A 16,377-nucleotide genomic window follows, 5' to 3' on the forward strand; every position below is an offset into this window, starting at 1 on the left:
GAAATGTTCAAAAAGATATATTTTCCGATTTTGCTGTTGGCAGGGCTGCTAATGGCCTGTAACGATGGTTTTGAAAAGCTCAATACAGATCCAAACCGTCCCAAGGAGATTACACCGGGCGTTATGCTGGGGCAGCTTCAATATAAAATCATTAACAGCACCGTAAATGCAAGCCGTAATTTTACCCATGAACTGATGCAGGTGGATGCGCCTCGCGCAAGTGCCGGCGGAGGTGGTTTGCACCGGTATCTGGTAAACCCGGGAACTGGCGTATGGACAAATTTTTATACTTATCTAAGTGACATTCAGGATATTTATGTTATTGCAGATAAGTTAAATGAGAATAACTACAAAGCCATTTCTCTGATCTACAAAAGCTGGAGTTATTCTATTCTGACGGATCTGTATGGGGATGTGCCTTTTTCACAGGCGACTAAGGCGCTTGAAGGAAATTTCAAACCTACGTTTGACAAACAGAAGGATATTTATATTCAAATACTGAAAGATCTTCAAGCGGCCAACAGCCTGCTGGATGATACCAAAGCACTGACCTATGGAGGTGACATGTTATACAGTGCAAATGCGCTTTCAGGCGGGAAAAATCCGGGCATTTTAAAATGGAAAAAGTTTTGTAACTCGTTGCGCTTACGGTTATTGATGCGGGTTTTAAATAGGGATGGTGAGGTGAACGCAAAAGAACAGATCAAAGCAATTCTTGCGGATCCGGCTGCTAATCCTGTTTTTACTGCAAACAGTGATGAGGCGATTTTCAGATATCCCGGCACTTTTCCCTTTTTCAATCCATTTTATAATGCCCGTCAGGTAGACTGGCGTGATGGTAGTTATTTTACCAAATTTTTCATCGGCAAAATGAATCAGATCAATGATCCCAGAAGAGCGGTGTGGGCTACTCAGGTGAAATCCGGAACTGAAAACGTTTACCAGGGAATTGAGAGCGGTTACCCAACAACGCTGGAATATCCGGTGGGCAGTAATTCAAGTTATTCAGATGGTTTGAAGACGTTACCGCAACTGGGTGTGATGATGACTTTGGCAGAGGTTGAATTTATCAAAGCAGAGCTTGCGCTGAAAGGATTTACGACAGGATCAACACCTGAGAAACATTATGAATCGGGTATCTCGGCATCCATGATCCAGTGGGGGGCAAGTATGCCCTCGGGTTTTACAAAACAGCCGGGCGTTCTGTATGATGCAAATGCCGCGGCAGAAAATCAGCTTGAACAGATCATGCTGCAAAAGTACTACGCTTATTTCTTTGTCGATTACCAGTCGTGGTTTGAAAAGAGAAGGACCGGATATCCGGTTTTGCCACGTGGCGCAGGGATTCCGGCAGAAAATAAATTTCCGTCCCGTGTACCTTACCCGACTTATCTGCAATCGCTTAATCCGGAGGCGTTGAAAACCGCAGTGACTTCTATGGGTGGTGATAACAGTGATATTAAAGTTTGGTGGGATAAATAATTTTTAAAAGTTGATCATGAACAGAACGATAAACGCTACCTGGATTGTAAGTTTAATAACTTTGAATTTAATGTTATTGACAAATGTTCAGGCCCAGCAGTCAAAAATAGAAATGCCGGAACGTGGGCTATGTGCACACCGTGGTTGTATGGACACGCATCCTGAAAATACATTACCTTCTTTACAGGAGGCTGCAAGACTGGGCGCCCAAATGATTGAGTTCGACATTCAGCTCACCAAAGACAGCGTGATGGTACTTATGCACGACGATAACGTTGAGCGGACGACCACTGGAAAAGGAAATGTTTCGGATTTGACGTATAACTACTTACGTTCTCTTGATGCCGGTGTAAAAAAGTCTGAGAAATTTAAAGGGACACTTATTCCAACCTTTGAAGAGGCATTGGCGGTGCTGCCGCAGAATGTCTGGCTCAACTGTCATTTGAAAGGAGATCAGGCGGTTGGAAAAGCCGCAGCTGCGATGCTTAAAAAATCAGGAAGGCTGCATCAGGCATTTCTGACCTGTTCAGAAAAAGCGGGCAAAGCGGCAAAAACGCAGGTTCCCGAAGTAATGATCTGTAATGGTGAAAACAGCTACCGGAAAAATAGTGCTACATATGTTGAGGCGACGATTAAAATGAAAGCGGAATTTATCCAGCTTCTGCGTCCGCAAGCAGGCGAAGACAGGAGTGTTTTGATTAAATCGTTGAAAGATAACCATGTCAAAATTAATTTTTTCTATGCTGAAAAGGCTCAGGAGCTCGCTGATTTGTATAAGCAAGGCGTAAATTTTATTTTGGTAAACAATGTGGGTGCTTTGCTGCCGGAAACTGAAAAGCTTGGTATCAAAACCCTGAAACCGGTATATAAGAATTAATAATTAAATAATTACTTTTAGAAGAAACTGATCTGAAATGAAGAAATATTTTTTAAAGATATCGGTAAATTTTTGCTTCATATTTTTTGCAGCAAACCTGGTGTTTTCAGCTGCCAATGGACAGTCAGATAAACCTGCCAAAAACAAAACGCTTATTTTCTTTTTTGATGGTTTAAGACCCGATTACATCACGGCCGAACTTATGCCGAATTTATTTGCCTTCAAGCAAAAATCTTCGGTTGGCGCTCATCATCATAGTGTTTTCCCAACTGTTACCCGCGTTAACTCAGCCTCATACGCAACAGGTTCTTATCCTGGAACGCATGGTCTTCTGGGCAATGGGATATACTTTCCGGCGGTCAGCTCAAAGGCTATCGGAACAACCTATGAAGATCTGATGAAAGTGCAGGCCACAGAATCCAATCAGCTGCTGACTGCTGTTTCGTTAGGAGAAGTGCTTGAATCAGCTGGTGAAAAAATGATGGTTTTCAGCTCGGGTACAACCGGTCAGGCTTTTTTGCAAAATCATAAAGTAGGCAAAGGTGCGATAATTAATCCTGATTTAATTTTGCCCGAATCATTTAAACCCGAAGTCATAGCAGCCATTGGTGAGCTTCCTGAAAAATCTGGAAACGGCGGTTTTGCCAAACATAGGTGGGTCACTGATGCGCTGATCAGTTTTGGTTTAAAAAATGATGGTCCGCTGGTGAGTGCTGCCTGGCTTTCTGATCCGGATGGTTCTGCTCATAAATATGGAATTGGTTCTACACAGGCTGTTTCGGCACTGGCATTTGTAGACCAGCAGTTTGGAAGGGTACTTGATTCATTAAAAACCAGAAATCTAACTGGCAGTTTCAATATCATTATTTCAACCGACCACGGATTTGTAACCCACAAGGGCAAACAAAGCCTGAGGGAATTTTTAATAAAAGAAGGTTTGAAAAAAGATAAAGACTCTGACGACGTGGTTTTAGCAGAAGGCGCAATTTATGTGAAAGACCATAATGAAGACAAGATCAAACAAATTGTAGCCGCACTTCACAAAGAGGAATGGGTCGGTGCTGTGTTTACCAAACCTAAGAGAAAAGATAATATGCAAGGTTGGGTTGAAGGAACGCTGTCATTTGAAGCCATTCATTATAACCATCCAAAACGATCAGGTGATATTCTGGTGGCAACCAACTGGAATGATGAGCGTAACGATAAGGGTTATGCAGGAACTGATTTATCGATGGGTGTCGCAGGTCATGGAGGATCAAGTCCTTATGAAATCAATATAACTTTAATGGTTTTTGGCCCGGATTTTAAAAAGGGTTACACTTGCTCATTGCCAACTTCCAATATTGATATTACGCCAACCGTGCTGGGAATATATAATCTGCCGGTGCCATCGAATATGGACGGAAGGATAATGACGGAATTTTTAGCCAAAACCACAAAGCCTGCTGGTAAGTTTAAGCAGGATCAAATAAAAACAGCAGTAAAATATCCCTGGGGCACTTACAAACTTTCTGCTGATATGTCTTTAATGGATCAGTACAGGTATTTTAATTTCAGTAAGGTAGAGAGAATTAATAAATGATTGGTAGAATAAAAGGTTTTCAGCTGACTTCTTCATAAGTCAGCTGAAAACCTTTTACAGTGGTGCAAATTGCAAAAATATAACCCAGGAGACACGTCTTATTAAAGCAAAAATCTCAGATTTGAACATCAAAAACGAAAATTAAGGGCGCCAAGAAATATAATGTGAAAATTAATGTGATACCTATTCAGTCCAATATATTAAATTCAGAATATTTGATAAATAAAAGTGCCGATTCAATTATAGCTAAGTATTTATATTCTGATGGATTTTTAAAATTATACTAAATGTTATTGAACTCAATAAAAATCTGATGTCATTAATTAAGTCAGGGGATTTATCATTTGATAGTTTTTATCTGGATAATAAAGAAGACCTACAAAGAACTTTCAGAATCGAAATTAAAGAGCTATCAAAAGTGCTTTCTGTGGAGAACGGAATTTACCTGCCATCTACCTCATTTGGTAAGATAATGCAAGCATCAAAGCCTAATTATACCTTAGCATATGGAAGGCAAAAATCAGAAGTAAACTATATATTTTCATTGATTGGTTATGGTAACCTAATTTCTTGTCTGATATTAGATACAAGCAGTATTGTAATTGAAGAATTTAGTTGAAAACAGGGTCCAGAAGTGAATAACCAGTCTCAAAAAACGGAGGAAAGTAAAAAACGATGTTAATTACGATCAATGCTGTAAGACGATAGAAGCCTCGATTAACAAAATGAACGTTTAAAGACACTTTTTGAACGTCGCCCGACGAGCTGCCGCTGGTAAATAAGCTACCTTTGGTCTCAGGTTTGTAAAACAGGAGAAGCAAAGAATTTTTGATGAAGCTTTCCATGCATGATGATCACTGATGGAAAAGAATATAGGTAAGCCTTTCCCGTCCTATAGCAGGCATGATTCTTTAAAATGATTTGCCATACAGTCGGAAAAACAGGGATTTGAAACGCACATACCTTCATTGCTGGCAAAAAATAAAACCATTATTAAACAGGACAATACATGACTAAAAAGCGAATATTTTTTACCGGGGGATCGGGAAAAGCAGGAAGGCACGTTATACCATATCTGCTTGACCAAGGACATAGCGTAATGAATGTAGATATGGTGGCCTTGGACTATCCTGGGGTAAATAATCTAATAGCTGATATAGCCGATTCGGGGCAAATGTTTAATGCCATGACTTCATATGCAGGTTTAAGTGACTTGGAAACTGGTAATGGCGTACAACCCTTTGATGCTGTTGTACATTTTGCCGCTGTGCCCAGGATCCTGATCAAACCTGATAATGAAACTTTTCGGGTTAACACCATAGGTACATACAATGTGATTGAAGCAGCTGTTAAGCTTGGGATTAAAAAGATTATTATTGCTTCTTCAGAGACTACCTATGGTATCTGTTTTTCAGACGGTAAAACCAACCCAAATGTGCTGCCTTTGGAGGAGGATTATGATGTTGACCCCATGGATAGCTATGGATTATCGAAGGTTGTGAATGAGAAAACGGCACGCAGCTTCCAGCGGCGGTCAGGCTATGATATTTATGCCCTTCGTATAGGCAATGTGATTGAGCCTCACGAATACGCTGAACTGTTTCCGCATTATTTTAAAAATCCCGAAGTGCGTCGCAGAAATGCGTTCTGTTATATTGATGCCCGAGATCTGGGACAGATCGTAGATTTATGTTTGAAAAAAGATGACCTTGGTTATCAGGTTTTTAATGCCGGAAACGATCATAACGGTGCGATCATCCCCAGTATGGAATTGGCTGAGCGTTTTTTTCCTGGTGTGCCTATTACACGTGAATTGGAAGAACATGAAGCATTGTTTTCAAATCGCAAGATCCGTGAAGTTTTGGGATTCAGAGAACAACATAACTGGCAGAAATATGTGAAATTAGAATGATTAAATCATAAGTATTACAGAAGTAAGCAGCCATTTATAAGACCTGGATTTAGGTAGAATAACATACAGGAAGCATTTGAGCTTTGGCTGTCCTTCTATTACATGCTCCTTAGCAGCGAATTCAATGCATCTTCATTCTCAATAAGGGAGTTTTTGTAGGCAGGAAAACATTTTAAGACCGGTAAGACAATTACTCTTAAAACGTCTGTAAATCGAACCGACGAAACGGCTGCTTTTCCGTTTCGTTAATATTCTTTTAGAGGTCATTGACAGACGACAGGATGGAAACTTTTAGCTTTGCTGCCACCGCAATGGCAGCCACCGCTGTGATTGAAATCCTTGAAAATAAAAAGATTGCCATTAACGGATCTGATTTGTCGGGATATGGATTTATTTCATTTAATCCTGCAAAAAATGTATGAAAAAAATCATTTATGCGTTAATCTTACCGCTGGTTGCGGTAAGCGGCTAGTCTTTGCAGATCGTGAAATTAAAAATTAAGCTTCTAAAAGGTCGACCTCAAAGCCACTCTCTGCTGATGAAAGAAAAGCTGCATGGAAAAAATGGGAAGCGTCTCCGGAAGGTAAAGAAGTGTATGACGATGAAGCTAAAATAAGGAAGCATATAAGTGCTTTTAGCAATATGGAGGCTGTTGTAACCTCTCTTTCTATTCCGCCAGGCTCACGATTAGGATTCGGAGTCATGGGCAGAATCAATGGTGACGATTATATTCTTAGTTTTGGGTCGGCAAAGTCTGACAGGATTTTTTTGAACTTTAACAATGAATTTAGGCATTTACATAGCCTAAAAGTTAACGACAAATAATAATAAGAAGCCATAGTGTATCGCACGCGCCCAAGTATTTATATCCAATAATATCTGGCGACCATGTTGAACAAGAAATTAAGATAAATTATAAACGTGCCCCTCGCAAAGGCGGTTGCTATTTAAATTGTCAAATACATATATGGTTTATTCTTAAAGGTGGATTTTTACCTCCTGTGGACAAAACCAAACAGAAGATAAAGAATATTATCAAGTTCGAAACCAAAGACGTATCCGCTTTCAGATGGATTGACACCAGATATGAGTTTACTGATCTTATCGGTAAGAGCCTGATCATACAAAACAGCTTGCCAAAAGGTGGAATTGTACATAGAACCCAATATTGATGAAATTACGTTTTAATTCTTCGGCTTTTACTGCTTTTCTTGGTAACTATAAAATCAACTATTTTGACAAAGATGGAAATTGCAGTCCTTGGAAATCAAACCGGTTTTAACAGCGATATGCTCTGAAATATTGAATACGGATGAAACCTCTTTTAATGGTGAGCAAAGAGAAGCCGACGAAGGTTGTTTCTCTGGTGGTTAGAGATATTTTAGCCGCTAATCACCTGAGAAACAAATCTACGTTTATTTAAATAAAAGCGGTGCCATCTGATACAGGCTTCGACGCCAGGTAAGAAATTCATGTGCTGTGCCCTCTGAAACATAAGAAACCGAATTATATCCGGCCGTTTTAAGCACATTAGCCGCATTCCTGACCCCATCGGGTTTCTCTTTACTACCTGCACTGAGAAAAATAAGCTTAGGCTTGGTTTTGTCTTTTAGATCTTCAGGTGAATATACACCTCCGCTGAGTAGTGCATAGTACCCGAAAACGTCTGGCTTGTTCACCGTAATTGTCCGGGTTTCCATTCCTCCCATGGAAAGGCCTGCCATGGCTCGCTTGTCACGGCTAGCTAATGTTTTGAAAGTGGCGTCCACATACGGGATCAGCTCGTCAACCAGTACGGTCTGGAAAGGTTCGATCTTAAATTCCCTTATCTTTCCCCATTTTACCTCGTTAGTCATTCCATACGTCATTACAATGATGAACGGCTCAATTTTGCCGTCTGCAATCAGGTTGTCCATAATCAGGTTTGCACGACCCTGATTGCTCCAGGCAGTTTCGTCTTCTCCCCATCCGTGCTGCAGGTACAGTACCGGGTAGCGTTTGTTTCCCTTTTCATATCCGGGCGGGGTATAAACAAATGCACGACGGGAAGTGCCTGTGCTTTTAGATGGGAATAAGATCTGTTGCACATGCCCGTGAGGTACACTCTTCAACTGATAAAAGTCCTGATCGTGAGCCGGAATTTCAATACCGCTTTCCCAGCGAATCGAGCCATAATAGTTCAGTGTACCCGGATCATTAAAGGTCCCTCCATCAACATTAAGGTGGTAATAGTGGAAGCCCTCGTCCATAGGGCCTTCGGTGGTTCCGGTAAAAAAACCTTCCGGATCTTTAGTGAGTCTGGTTCCGCCCCTTCCGCCCAGTCCAAGGCTTACCCTTACACTATCTGCCTGCGGTGCGTTGATCCGAAACCGGACATATCCCTGAGAATTCACCTTAGGATATTCCTGGCCGGGCTGATTAAGTTCTGAAGGCTTAAAGTCGTCTTTGATAGCGGACTTTTCCACCTGTGCCCAAGCGGCGCCTACAGTTAACGAAGCTGCGAGAATAAAGGTAAAACGTTGTTTGTTCATGTGCATTCAGTTAAAACCCGTTTTAGAATATAATGCTTTTTTTTATTATCCTACCTAGAAAAATGGGAACTTGCTACTTCTTAAAAGTGGTCAGATGGAAAACCTACTTTATATGAACGTCATTTATCGTCAATGCAGATTACAGCAATGGAATTTCCGGAAAACTGCATTTTTAATTTCAAATGACACGAGCCGGAACCAGCGTAAAAAGTTTGATAGGCGGCTGTGCAATACTTACCTCTGTTTATTGGTAACGAAAAACGGTCGTTTTGGTAAGAATCTCATTATAGAAATGGTATTTCAGACCTAATGTTATATGAGATTGAGTCTGAGACCAGTCAAATAGCATTTATGACTGGGTTGTTATTTTTACAGCTTATTTAGGAGTAAAAATTCATAGAATAGAACTTGGAGAGGAAACCAAAGTACTCAATTTCAACTATACAAGACTTAGTGGATCATGCAGTAAAGATCGTGTCTCGTCCGGATTTTACTTTATTATCCATGTTAACTAGATTTATGTATTTATTCAAATGAAACGGTTTCTATGGAAACTTTCCAGTTTTGAAAAATTCCAACAGGCCTTTTAATTCTTCGCCCTGCTAACTCGTTCGTTAATTTTTCACACAAGATATAACAACTAACGAAAAGATTTTTGATACATTAAGCAATTCATTTTTGTTGCTATGGATATCAATAACTACTCAATCGCCTCACATTTAATTCATTCACGACTCGAAATGATTCGTGAGCGTTTTGAATTTGAAAAGGGTATTTTCTCTGGATCTCTGATTTTTAAATACCGGCAATACTTTAATAAAGCGGCGGAGGCAATTCTGATTCATCACAACGTGACATCTGAATAAAGGGATCTTTGCGGGGCGGCTCAATTGTTGCATGACTCCTTCTATCCAAAACCTAGTGTGAAATATTATGTGGTGAACACCGCCTTGATAATCCCGAACGTTGGATTAAGATTAAATCCTGGAATAAAGACACTGGCTATAATGAAGCTTTATCATATGAAATGTTGACGCTTGAAGAAGCTAAGGCCAGGCTCGAAAGTTGTAATGTCAAAGGGATGGTTAATTTCAGAATTAAGGAGAAGTTTAAATTCGTCAGTCCCGATTTGAGCATATATTCGCACATAATAAAAGCGCAAAGCGACAACAATGAAAATAATATTTAATTTAGATCATTGATAATTTAATCGGCTGAAAGTCATGTCTATATATTCGAATTATAAGAGTGGATATATAGTGTTTAGCATTAAAGAGGATGCAGAAGGTTATTTCATTATTAGCCATGACAGCAATATATATTCGGTTCGCTCTCTACGAACCGGTGAAGTATATTACCATCACAGTGATTATTGAATGCCAGCAGAGTTCGAACCAAAGAAATGGGGATTTATGAAAGTGGCTGATAAAGACTTTGTAAATACTGAGCTATTCATTCATAATCAAGTGTAATTAACCGGATACGAAGAAGGAGGAGTAAAGTAGGATGTAGAGGGTGAAAAAGAATATTGGGAGCTTGACGGAGTGATAGTATTTAGCCATTTCGGTTATCAAGTAAGAAAAGCTGATAGCGAAGAGTGGATAATAGACGGCTCTGAAACCAATGAAGATGGATGCCTAACTGCTTTACAATATGTTCATGAATACCAAAATTTATATTCTGCCGAATTTCCAAACAAAACGCTTAACCTAATGCCAATAACAACGAAACTTACGAAATAATATATGTGCTATCATACCAAATTAACGGCAGATGTCGGCCAGATTGAACTGGCACTTAAAGCCCAATTTATAGAGCGCGATACTTTTACGCCAAAGCAAGAATTCAACGGCTTTCAAAATCCGTTTTATCCGGTTGTCCGATGGGATGAACGCCAGATTATACAATATTATGAGTGGGGGCTGCTAGCTGACTATCTTACATACAAAGGATTCGGCAAGACTACGAAAGATGCAATCAAGGCAAGAAATAATTGCCTGAATGCGCGGGTAGAAGAACTCACCGAAAAGGTCTCTTTCAAAACAAAGATTAATAACCGTTGCCTGATTCCAATGGATGGTATGTATGAGTGGCAATGGGCTGATGTTAATAATCCAAAATGTAAAAAGACAAAGTATCTGGTGACAAAACCCGATGATTCAGTCTTCTGCTGCGCGGGACTTTTTAATGAGTGGAAGGATCCTCTTACCGGATTTACAACTTATTGCTATACGATCTGCACTACAGAGGGTAATGAGCTAATGAAGCAGATTAAAAACGAGGGCGAAAGGATGCTTATCGTATTGAGCCCAGAGGAACACGAAGCCTGGTTAAATCCCAAAGTTTCAGTAATGGAATTTACGGACCGCTCCCACATCGAACTGAAAGCAGTGCCAACAGAGCCAATTCAAGCAACTCTTTTTTAAGATGAACGAATTATTCGGAAATGTTTTTATCGGACTGAAGCCCTTATTCTGGGAAATGGAGGTTTCAACGAACGAAAATTACAACGTTTGGGGGCCCGGCTCTGCGTCTGGCAGGTTGCAGATTATCAACGGGGTGCCTGTAATTGCTTTTTATTTTCAGAATCAGCAGGAAAACTTCTTTATACATATCAACTATCCGTCATACTCCGCGGCTTCTGACGCATGGATGAGCGGTAAAGGCGTTTATTTTCTATTGAAATTGGTTAATGCTGTTACCGATGATCTGCTTGAATCACAAATGATCAGTTTATCGAACGATGAAAGCCGGAAGTTTATTGAGGCTTGTAGGGGACAGATTGGCAAAGACCCGGAAATTATTCAGGCTTCGATAGATTTTCTCTATGATAATGATTTTAGTTCGTACCATTGGCTTAAAAATCGTTGATTAATATTTATTACTATGAGTGAAACAAACCCTTACATACTTGGTGAGCCTGTGTTTCAAACACCGGGTTACTTTCTTGAATTTTTCTGGGAGGAAGGAGATAATAATGTCGAAGTGGAAATGATGAATGATTACTCCCGACTTATCCAGAAATATGTACGTAATCCTTTCCTGTTTATGGTGGATAACGAAAGAGGCGACATTGGGATAACTTACAAACACTTAGTTCAAAGTTATAAATACGTGTTACAGTGCCTGCTTGGCCGAACCCAAACGGATGATACCCGCTACCTGATTGTTCATTACGATTTCCTTTTTAACCAGTATGGAGCAATACTTGAGCGTAAGGGTGTAGATAGTGTTGTCGTATCTACGGAGCGGGTTCTTCAGGACCTGTACTACTTTTTTAAAAACGGTGATAGGTTTGGCTTTCATTACATTTTAGGCACTCCTCAGGAAGTCCTGGACTTATATTCTGCATTTAAACAGCTTTATTTTGGCGATCCGAAGGCATACCTGGATTTGATACCAAAATACTTGTAGGTGCTTTAATGATCCATGAATCATGATAAAATCGACAATATCTACACGGGCAGCCAGTGATCATTGTAAAAGGATGGAGTATGGAAGAAGCTGACATAAAACAGGAATTGGCTGCCCCGATCCTGAATGATATGATTGCTGCAAAGGAAGTGGATGTTATTATTCTGGAAATGCCTGAAACCGGAGTGTATATGTATCAAGTTCTTAATGACGATCCGGATCATGTACATTCGACGCATGCGCTCATAATTGAGCCGGGTTAGATTGCGACGACTTTTTTTCTAGCTGGCGGAAAAATTCAAGAAAACAGATCGGATATAAGTCTGAGGAAATAGAACAATTTCATCCTTGTCACAAATTCAGACTGGCACCATATTTTTATAGGTCGTAATCATCAAACTAAAAGAATATGTCTAAAAAAGATGAATTATACCCTGACCATCAATTATGGAGGGACGGTACGCGCCAGGAATTAATTGCAGATCCGGGAGAAGGCTTATATGAAGCTATCGAATTCATGAAGAATGCGTTAAGGTTCTTTGGCCATAAGGATTTGACCTTTTATAAAAATGAAGTAACGTCACAGGGTAATAAATACTATTTTACCTTACGCGCAACTGATCCCAAGAGAAACAGGCTGTTTAAAGAAGCTACTGATAAAGTCTTGGCTTAATTAGAAGGGTTTAGATTGTATTACTTTTAGCCTGCTAAGAGAATTCGAAATCATATGGTCGACTCGTCCGAATTCTCGAGTAACTATTAGAATCTTTTCCGTATTTACCTAGGTAAGACCAAAGCCTAGGTCAATTTTTAAAATTATATGCAAAATAATACTGAAGAGCGATGATAACTACGAACTTCGATTCTTGACATCGGCCAATTATGTATTTGGGATTCATCGTGCTTTTATTAAATATATGAATTGTATATTTGTGGCATTCATTCATCAATAAACTAACTTGAATTTTGGCGAACCAATTTAAAGTGCTCGTAGTAGATGATGATCCTGATGATCAGCTTTTGATTGAGGAAGCTTTTCAAACCGGAGAAATGCATTGTGAAATGCAATTTGCCAGTGACGGGCGCCAGGCCTTGTCGATACTGGACAAAGGTGAATCCTACATTCCTGATCTAATCGTTTTGGATCTGAATATGCCAGGAATGAATGGTTTTGAAGTGTTAAGTCAGCTACAGGCAACAGATTTATTCCCAAGAATTCCCGTCGTAGTATTAACAACTTCGTCGGAGGCTGATTACATTGATAAATCCTACGACCTTGGTGCAAAAAGCTTTATCGTAAAACCAAAAAGTTTTAGAGAGTTGGAGAACATTGCAAATAATCTGAAGGTTTACTGGTTTAAGACGGTCAGCCTGGCAAGAATTCCTTTTCAAGCCAAGTAATTTATGGCCTTCACTTGGCTTGTAATATCATTAGTTGTATTCAAAGTATAATTCTTCGCTAGCTGGTTTAAATCATCAATTAACATCTTTGCACTAGGCCGTTGGAAGCCTTTCGAATTACTAAATCTATTTAAACCTTACCATGTGAGTTTTACTTGATGCAAGAGCGAAAATCGTTACGATCTCCGCGCACGATTTTGCCATACCAGATGACAAATGTAACATGGACACGGATGTCAGGTATTTTTACATGGCAAAAAAAATTTAACCATCAACTGAATCCCTTAACAATGACTACTGCTTGACTGATTAACGGTATCTATAAATTGGATTTTGATACTGTTTTTTGGCAATTGTTTTAAATGTTATCTTTTGGACGTATACGATATTTATTAACGTCGGAATAGTATTTTTTATCCTGATAAGTTCTGCTTTGTCATTCGTCCTATTGAAGGGGTGATTGTAATCTGGGATATTTTGGTATTGCTATCAAAAATCTTTTCGAATGAGTAAGCGATTAGACCCATCGGGATCCTTACTACCGGTTTCCCAAAGATTCGTTTTACAGGGACAACGCCGGCGTCAAACGGCAGATTGATAAACCTTTATCCAGTTTATCTTTTTACCAGCTTATTGAACTTGTACTGGTAAAGCTGGAAGACGGGCATACGGACCTGGCAATGCCCTTATCTGAATTTTATACGTTGTATCCCAACCCGTTCAGGATACCGGTCAGGCTGAAATTTTCAATTAAAAAACCTTATATTTCTTATCAGGGGCCTATACTGCCTGATCTGGATATCGCCATACCGGTAAATGGAGAGATATTGTTAATAAACAACATCGCGTCCAAAACAATAATAAATGATATCATGAAGATGACCTCGGGAGAAAGTCAGGAGTTTCGCCTTGCCTTTGGGAGCTCATTTTTTCAATTTCATCTAAAACTATTGTATAACATCGATAGCAGCTACACAATTACCTATGCTTCCGGACAGGGAATAAAGAAAATTGCACTTGCTGGTATCAGCGGCAAGGAATTTAAAGCGCGTAAGCCAAAAAAAAGTCAAGCATCACCTAGTCAGGCACCTTATAGTCTGAGACTGGTGGACAGTCTGAATGCGGCCATGATAGACTTCCGAAGTTTTGAAGAGAAACCCTCTTTTCTGCGTTTTGCAGATTCGACGTTTTCTTTGCTTAAACAACAAAAAGTAGACAAACTCATCATTGATTTAAGGTCTAATCTGGGAGGAGACTCGGAAATTGGCGATGAATTTTTACAATATTTTGTCAAATCTGACTTCAACCGGTACGCGAAAGTGGTTACAAAATATAGCCGTCTGCAAAGAGAGAGGTATAAAAACAATGCAAATAAGGATAAGAGCAGCAGTTCGTATGAAGTGATGATCAGTAAAAGAAATGGCAGTATCGAAGTGGAAGAATATCCATTTATTAAAAGAAAGAACCTTTCCAACCAGTTTGATGGCCAGCTCTTTGTACTGACAAGCCCTTTTACATTTTCTTCCGCTGCTGATTTTACGCAGGCGATTCATCACTACAAACTCGGGAAAGTAGTCGGGCAGCAGACAGGCGGACTGATTGTAAGCTTTGGAGATATCATCACCACACACCTTGCGGTAACAAATATGGAGGTTACCATATCGCACAATTTATATTATAACATGGGCGCCAAAGAGACCGATTTCAGAGGGGTGATTCCGGATATTTTGTGGAATACCGGGAGGCTTTAAAGTTTACAATGGATTTAATAAAAAAAACAGCAAATCGTAAAAAGTAAATAATCAACCATTTGTCTGATTATTTTACAACTTTTTGCATTTACCTGTACATTCTAAAAAAGCTGTACAGCTTAGTTTTATCCGGTAAGTTATCTATTTTTACATGTCACCAAGAAATTACTAAACCTTTTATACCTATGAACATGATAGACGAGTACGTTAACAGTTTTAGTAACAGGATACTAACGATAGGTTTATTGGCTTCAATGCTTTCTTTTTCCTGCTCCAAATCTGTAAAGGTGGAACCACAGGAAATGCCTATAGCAGAATATGTCATTCAGGATATTCGCTATTTTATGACTACGGACGATAAAATTGACACAGCAAAAGTAGTATTAAAAGACACCACTTTTTATAATTTCGGCAATGATTTAAAGGTCGGGAAGTTTACAGGAAATCTTAATAAATTAAACAAAACATCACGTTTTCAGCTAACCAATTTAGATGCCTTACCTGATGATGTAAAACTGGATGATTTGTCTGTAAATGTCCCACAAAATTGGAATTCAGGTAACTACTTTGATTTGTTTCCCGAAAAATTCCCGTTAAACCAACTGGGTAACCAAAGACCGTACAATTTAGCATCCCGCAGTACGGAAAACATAACTGTCAATGTTCCCCCACGATCCAAAATTTCAGTTACTTATAGTATAGAGGCCTATTATATGACCTGTTCTTTCAGTGCCGTTTTACAAAACAACACAACCGGAGAGCGTTATCCGCTCACCGGTACCTGGAAAGGCCTTTTGCGTTATGACAATTCACAGACAAAATTAGCAGAGCAGCCGTTGTAATTTCTTAAGGTTTATAAAACTTTTGGCCGAAATTTCCTCATACAAACTTTTTCTCCGATTTATTGATATTTCGGGTTAACATATACGCAACAAAAATATTCGGGATCTAGCACAGTCATGCCACAAGAACATAGGCTTTGATAAAATCCCCGTAAATAAAAATCAGCATGGGTAGCCAGCTAGGCAGTGTTACGGCAGCAAAACATGCTGAGTAACTGTAAACCATCAAACTCTGGTGGCTGATTATCCGCCCCTTTACAATGCTGGCGTATCACATCAGCGTGCCGGTAAACCAGACAGTTGTAAGGCATAGAAATCCTGCTGCAGCGACCTTGCCACCTGCTCCATGAAGCGGCAGATACGCCGCAGCAATAGAACTGCAAAGAGCCAATAACAGATACAATTTTTCCAAGGTTGCGGTGCAGGGGCGGAGTAGTATTCTGTTCCTTTGGTTAAACTGAACCCAGCCCAGATGGAAGGCTAGCCCGCCGGCAGTAATGTGCGTGTAGAAAGCTGAGCTCCACAGCACACTTGCCGGTAACGCACTGTTTTATTGCCCAATACTGGCTAAATTTGTTGATCGGT

Annotated in this window: 17 protein-coding genes and 1 pseudogene; 14 read left to right on the plus strand and 4 right to left on the minus strand. The window is 39.7% G+C overall.

The features are described 5' to 3' along the window. Positions 1-3 precede the first annotated feature (3 nt). The 4 genes from BMY70_RS29210 to BMY70_RS29225 all read left to right on the plus strand — a co-directional run bounded on the left by BMY70_RS29210 (position 4) and on the right by BMY70_RS29225 (position 4,560). Positions 4-1,482, plus strand: coding sequence for a SusD/RagB family nutrient-binding outer membrane lipoprotein (locus tag BMY70_RS29210; protein ID WP_090341772.1), 1,479 nt, complete (start codon positions 4-6; stop codon positions 1,480-1,482). Between the two features lie 16 nt (positions 1,483-1,498). Beyond that, positions 1,499-2,359 carry a glycerophosphodiester phosphodiesterase gene (locus tag BMY70_RS29215; RefSeq protein WP_090341776.1) on the plus strand — a complete coding sequence of 287 codons (861 nt, stop codon included), beginning with the start codon at positions 1,499-1,501 and terminating at the stop codon, positions 2,357-2,359. A 37-nt stretch (positions 2,360-2,396) separates the two neighbouring features. After that, on the plus strand, positions 2,397-3,941 hold the full coding sequence (locus BMY70_RS29220; protein WP_090341778.1) for an alkaline phosphatase family protein: 1,545 nt from the start codon (positions 2,397-2,399) through the stop codon (positions 3,939-3,941). A gap of 313 nt (positions 3,942-4,254) precedes the next feature. Then, on the plus strand, positions 4,255-4,560 hold the full coding sequence (locus tag BMY70_RS29225; RefSeq protein ID WP_090341781.1) for a hypothetical protein: 306 nt from the start codon (positions 4,255-4,257) through the stop codon (positions 4,558-4,560). Here the strand turns inward: BMY70_RS29225 and BMY70_RS29230 are convergent. Continuing rightward, entirely contained in the window at positions 4,553-4,786 is a 234-nt protein-coding gene (locus tag BMY70_RS29230) for a hypothetical protein (RefSeq protein WP_090341784.1), read from the minus strand. The two genes, BMY70_RS29225 and BMY70_RS29230, sit on opposite strands and share 8 nt — an antisense overlap. 164 nt (positions 4,787-4,950) lie before the next feature. Here BMY70_RS29230 and BMY70_RS29235 point away from each other — a divergent pair, with 164 nt between their 5' ends. Continuing rightward, positions 4,951-5,853, plus strand: coding sequence for an NAD-dependent epimerase/dehydratase family protein (locus BMY70_RS29235; RefSeq protein WP_090341787.1), 903 nt, complete (start codon positions 4,951-4,953; stop codon positions 5,851-5,853). A 281-nt stretch (positions 5,854-6,134) separates the two neighbouring features. Continuing rightward, positions 6,135-6,275 (plus strand): hypothetical protein, encoded by a 141-nt coding sequence (locus BMY70_RS31045; RefSeq protein WP_177197158.1) that lies wholly within the window; start codon positions 6,135-6,137, stop codon positions 6,273-6,275. A gap of 570 nt (positions 6,276-6,845) precedes the next feature. On the opposite strand, the gene BMY70_RS31050 is transcribed toward BMY70_RS31045, so the two are convergent. Both BMY70_RS31050 and BMY70_RS29245 read right to left on the minus strand, forming a co-directional pair. After that, a complete protein-coding gene (locus BMY70_RS31050; RefSeq protein WP_177197159.1) occupies positions 6,846-7,010 on the minus strand; it encodes a hypothetical protein in 165 nt (54 codons plus the stop codon). A gap of 258 nt (positions 7,011-7,268) precedes the next feature. Further along, a complete protein-coding gene (locus tag BMY70_RS29245; RefSeq protein WP_090341789.1) occupies positions 7,269-8,384 on the minus strand; it encodes an alpha/beta hydrolase-fold protein in 1,116 nt (371 codons plus the stop codon). Positions 8,385-10,129: 1,745 nt separating this feature from the next. Between BMY70_RS29245 and BMY70_RS29250 the strand changes: the two genes are divergently transcribed. The 8 genes from BMY70_RS29250 to BMY70_RS29285 all read left to right on the plus strand — a co-directional run bounded on the left by BMY70_RS29250 (position 10,130) and on the right by BMY70_RS29285 (position 15,792). Continuing rightward, positions 10,130-10,810, plus strand: a complete 681-nt coding sequence (locus tag BMY70_RS29250; protein WP_090341791.1) for an SOS response-associated peptidase — start codon at positions 10,130-10,132, stop codon at positions 10,808-10,810. A gap of 1 nt (position 10,811) precedes the next feature. Continuing rightward, on the plus strand, positions 10,812-11,255 hold the full coding sequence (locus BMY70_RS29255; RefSeq protein ID WP_090341793.1) for a hypothetical protein: 444 nt from the start codon (positions 10,812-10,814) through the stop codon (positions 11,253-11,255). A 15-nt stretch (positions 11,256-11,270) separates the two neighbouring features. Next, entirely contained in the window at positions 11,271-11,798 is a 528-nt protein-coding gene (locus BMY70_RS29260) for a hypothetical protein (RefSeq protein ID WP_090341795.1), read from the plus strand. Between the two features lie 56 nt (positions 11,799-11,854). Continuing rightward, a complete protein-coding gene (locus BMY70_RS29265; RefSeq protein ID WP_143072168.1) occupies positions 11,855-12,061 on the plus strand; it encodes a hypothetical protein in 207 nt (68 codons plus the stop codon). Between the two features lie 146 nt (positions 12,062-12,207). Beyond that, positions 12,208-12,471: a hypothetical protein gene (locus BMY70_RS29270; RefSeq protein ID WP_090341799.1), complete on the plus strand. Its 264-nt coding sequence runs from the start codon at positions 12,208-12,210 to the stop codon at positions 12,469-12,471. Between the two features lie 293 nt (positions 12,472-12,764). Next, positions 12,765-13,199 carry a response regulator gene (locus BMY70_RS29275; RefSeq protein WP_177197160.1) on the plus strand — a complete coding sequence of 145 codons (435 nt, stop codon included), beginning with the start codon at positions 12,765-12,767 and terminating at the stop codon, positions 13,197-13,199. 680 nt (positions 13,200-13,879) lie between these two features. Continuing rightward, positions 13,880-14,950 (plus strand): S41 family peptidase, encoded by a 1,071-nt coding sequence (locus BMY70_RS29280; protein ID WP_090341803.1) that lies wholly within the window; start codon positions 13,880-13,882, stop codon positions 14,948-14,950. A 185-nt stretch (positions 14,951-15,135) separates the two neighbouring features. Beyond that, positions 15,136-15,792 (plus strand): hypothetical protein, encoded by a 657-nt coding sequence (locus tag BMY70_RS29285; RefSeq protein WP_143072169.1) that lies wholly within the window; start codon positions 15,136-15,138, stop codon positions 15,790-15,792. A 115-nt stretch (positions 15,793-15,907) separates the two neighbouring features. Here BMY70_RS29285 and BMY70_RS31410 read toward each other — a convergent pair. After that, positions 15,908-16,321: pseudogene (locus BMY70_RS31410) on the minus strand (DUF2306 domain-containing protein). Positions 16,322-16,377: the final 56 nt, after the last annotated feature.

Source organism: Dyadobacter koreensis (assembly GCF_900108855.1).
In the GTDB taxonomy this organism is placed as follows: Bacteria; Bacteroidota; Bacteroidia; order Cytophagales; family Spirosomataceae; genus Dyadobacter; species Dyadobacter koreensis.

Coding starts and splice junctions, on each gene's coding strand:
- BMY70_RS29210 (WP_090341772.1), top strand. CDS start 4: ATGTTCAAAAAGATATATTTTCCGATTTTGCTGTTGGCAGGGCTGCTA.
- BMY70_RS29215 (WP_090341776.1), top strand. CDS start 1,499: ATGAACAGAACGATAAACGCTACCTGGATTGTAAGTTTAATAACTTTG.
- BMY70_RS29220 (WP_090341778.1), top strand. CDS start 2,397: ATGAAGAAATATTTTTTAAAGATATCGGTAAATTTTTGCTTCATATTT.
- BMY70_RS29225 (WP_090341781.1), top strand. CDS start 4,255: ATGTCATTAATTAAGTCAGGGGATTTATCATTTGATAGTTTTTATCTG.
- BMY70_RS29230 (WP_090341784.1), bottom strand. CDS start 4,786: ATGGAAAGCTTCATCAAAAATTCTTTGCTTCTCCTGTTTTACAAACCT.
- BMY70_RS29235 (WP_090341787.1), top strand. CDS start 4,951: ATGACTAAAAAGCGAATATTTTTTACCGGGGGATCGGGAAAAGCAGGA.
- BMY70_RS31045 (WP_177197158.1), top strand. CDS start 6,135: ATGGAAACTTTTAGCTTTGCTGCCACCGCAATGGCAGCCACCGCTGTG.
- BMY70_RS31050 (WP_177197159.1), bottom strand. CDS start 7,010: ATGTACAATTCCACCTTTTGGCAAGCTGTTTTGTATGATCAGGCTCTT.
- BMY70_RS29245 (WP_090341789.1), bottom strand. CDS start 8,384: ATGAACAAACAACGTTTTACCTTTATTCTCGCAGCTTCGTTAACTGTA.
- BMY70_RS29250 (WP_090341791.1), top strand. CDS start 10,130: ATGTGCTATCATACCAAATTAACGGCAGATGTCGGCCAGATTGAACTG.
- BMY70_RS29255 (WP_090341793.1), top strand. CDS start 10,812: ATGAACGAATTATTCGGAAATGTTTTTATCGGACTGAAGCCCTTATTC.
- BMY70_RS29260 (WP_090341795.1), top strand. CDS start 11,271: ATGAGTGAAACAAACCCTTACATACTTGGTGAGCCTGTGTTTCAAACA.
- BMY70_RS29270 (WP_090341799.1), top strand. CDS start 12,208: ATGTCTAAAAAAGATGAATTATACCCTGACCATCAATTATGGAGGGAC.
- BMY70_RS29280 (WP_090341803.1), top strand. CDS start 13,880: ATGCCCTTATCTGAATTTTATACGTTGTATCCCAACCCGTTCAGGATA.
- BMY70_RS29285 (WP_143072169.1), top strand. CDS start 15,136: ATGAACATGATAGACGAGTACGTTAACAGTTTTAGTAACAGGATACTA.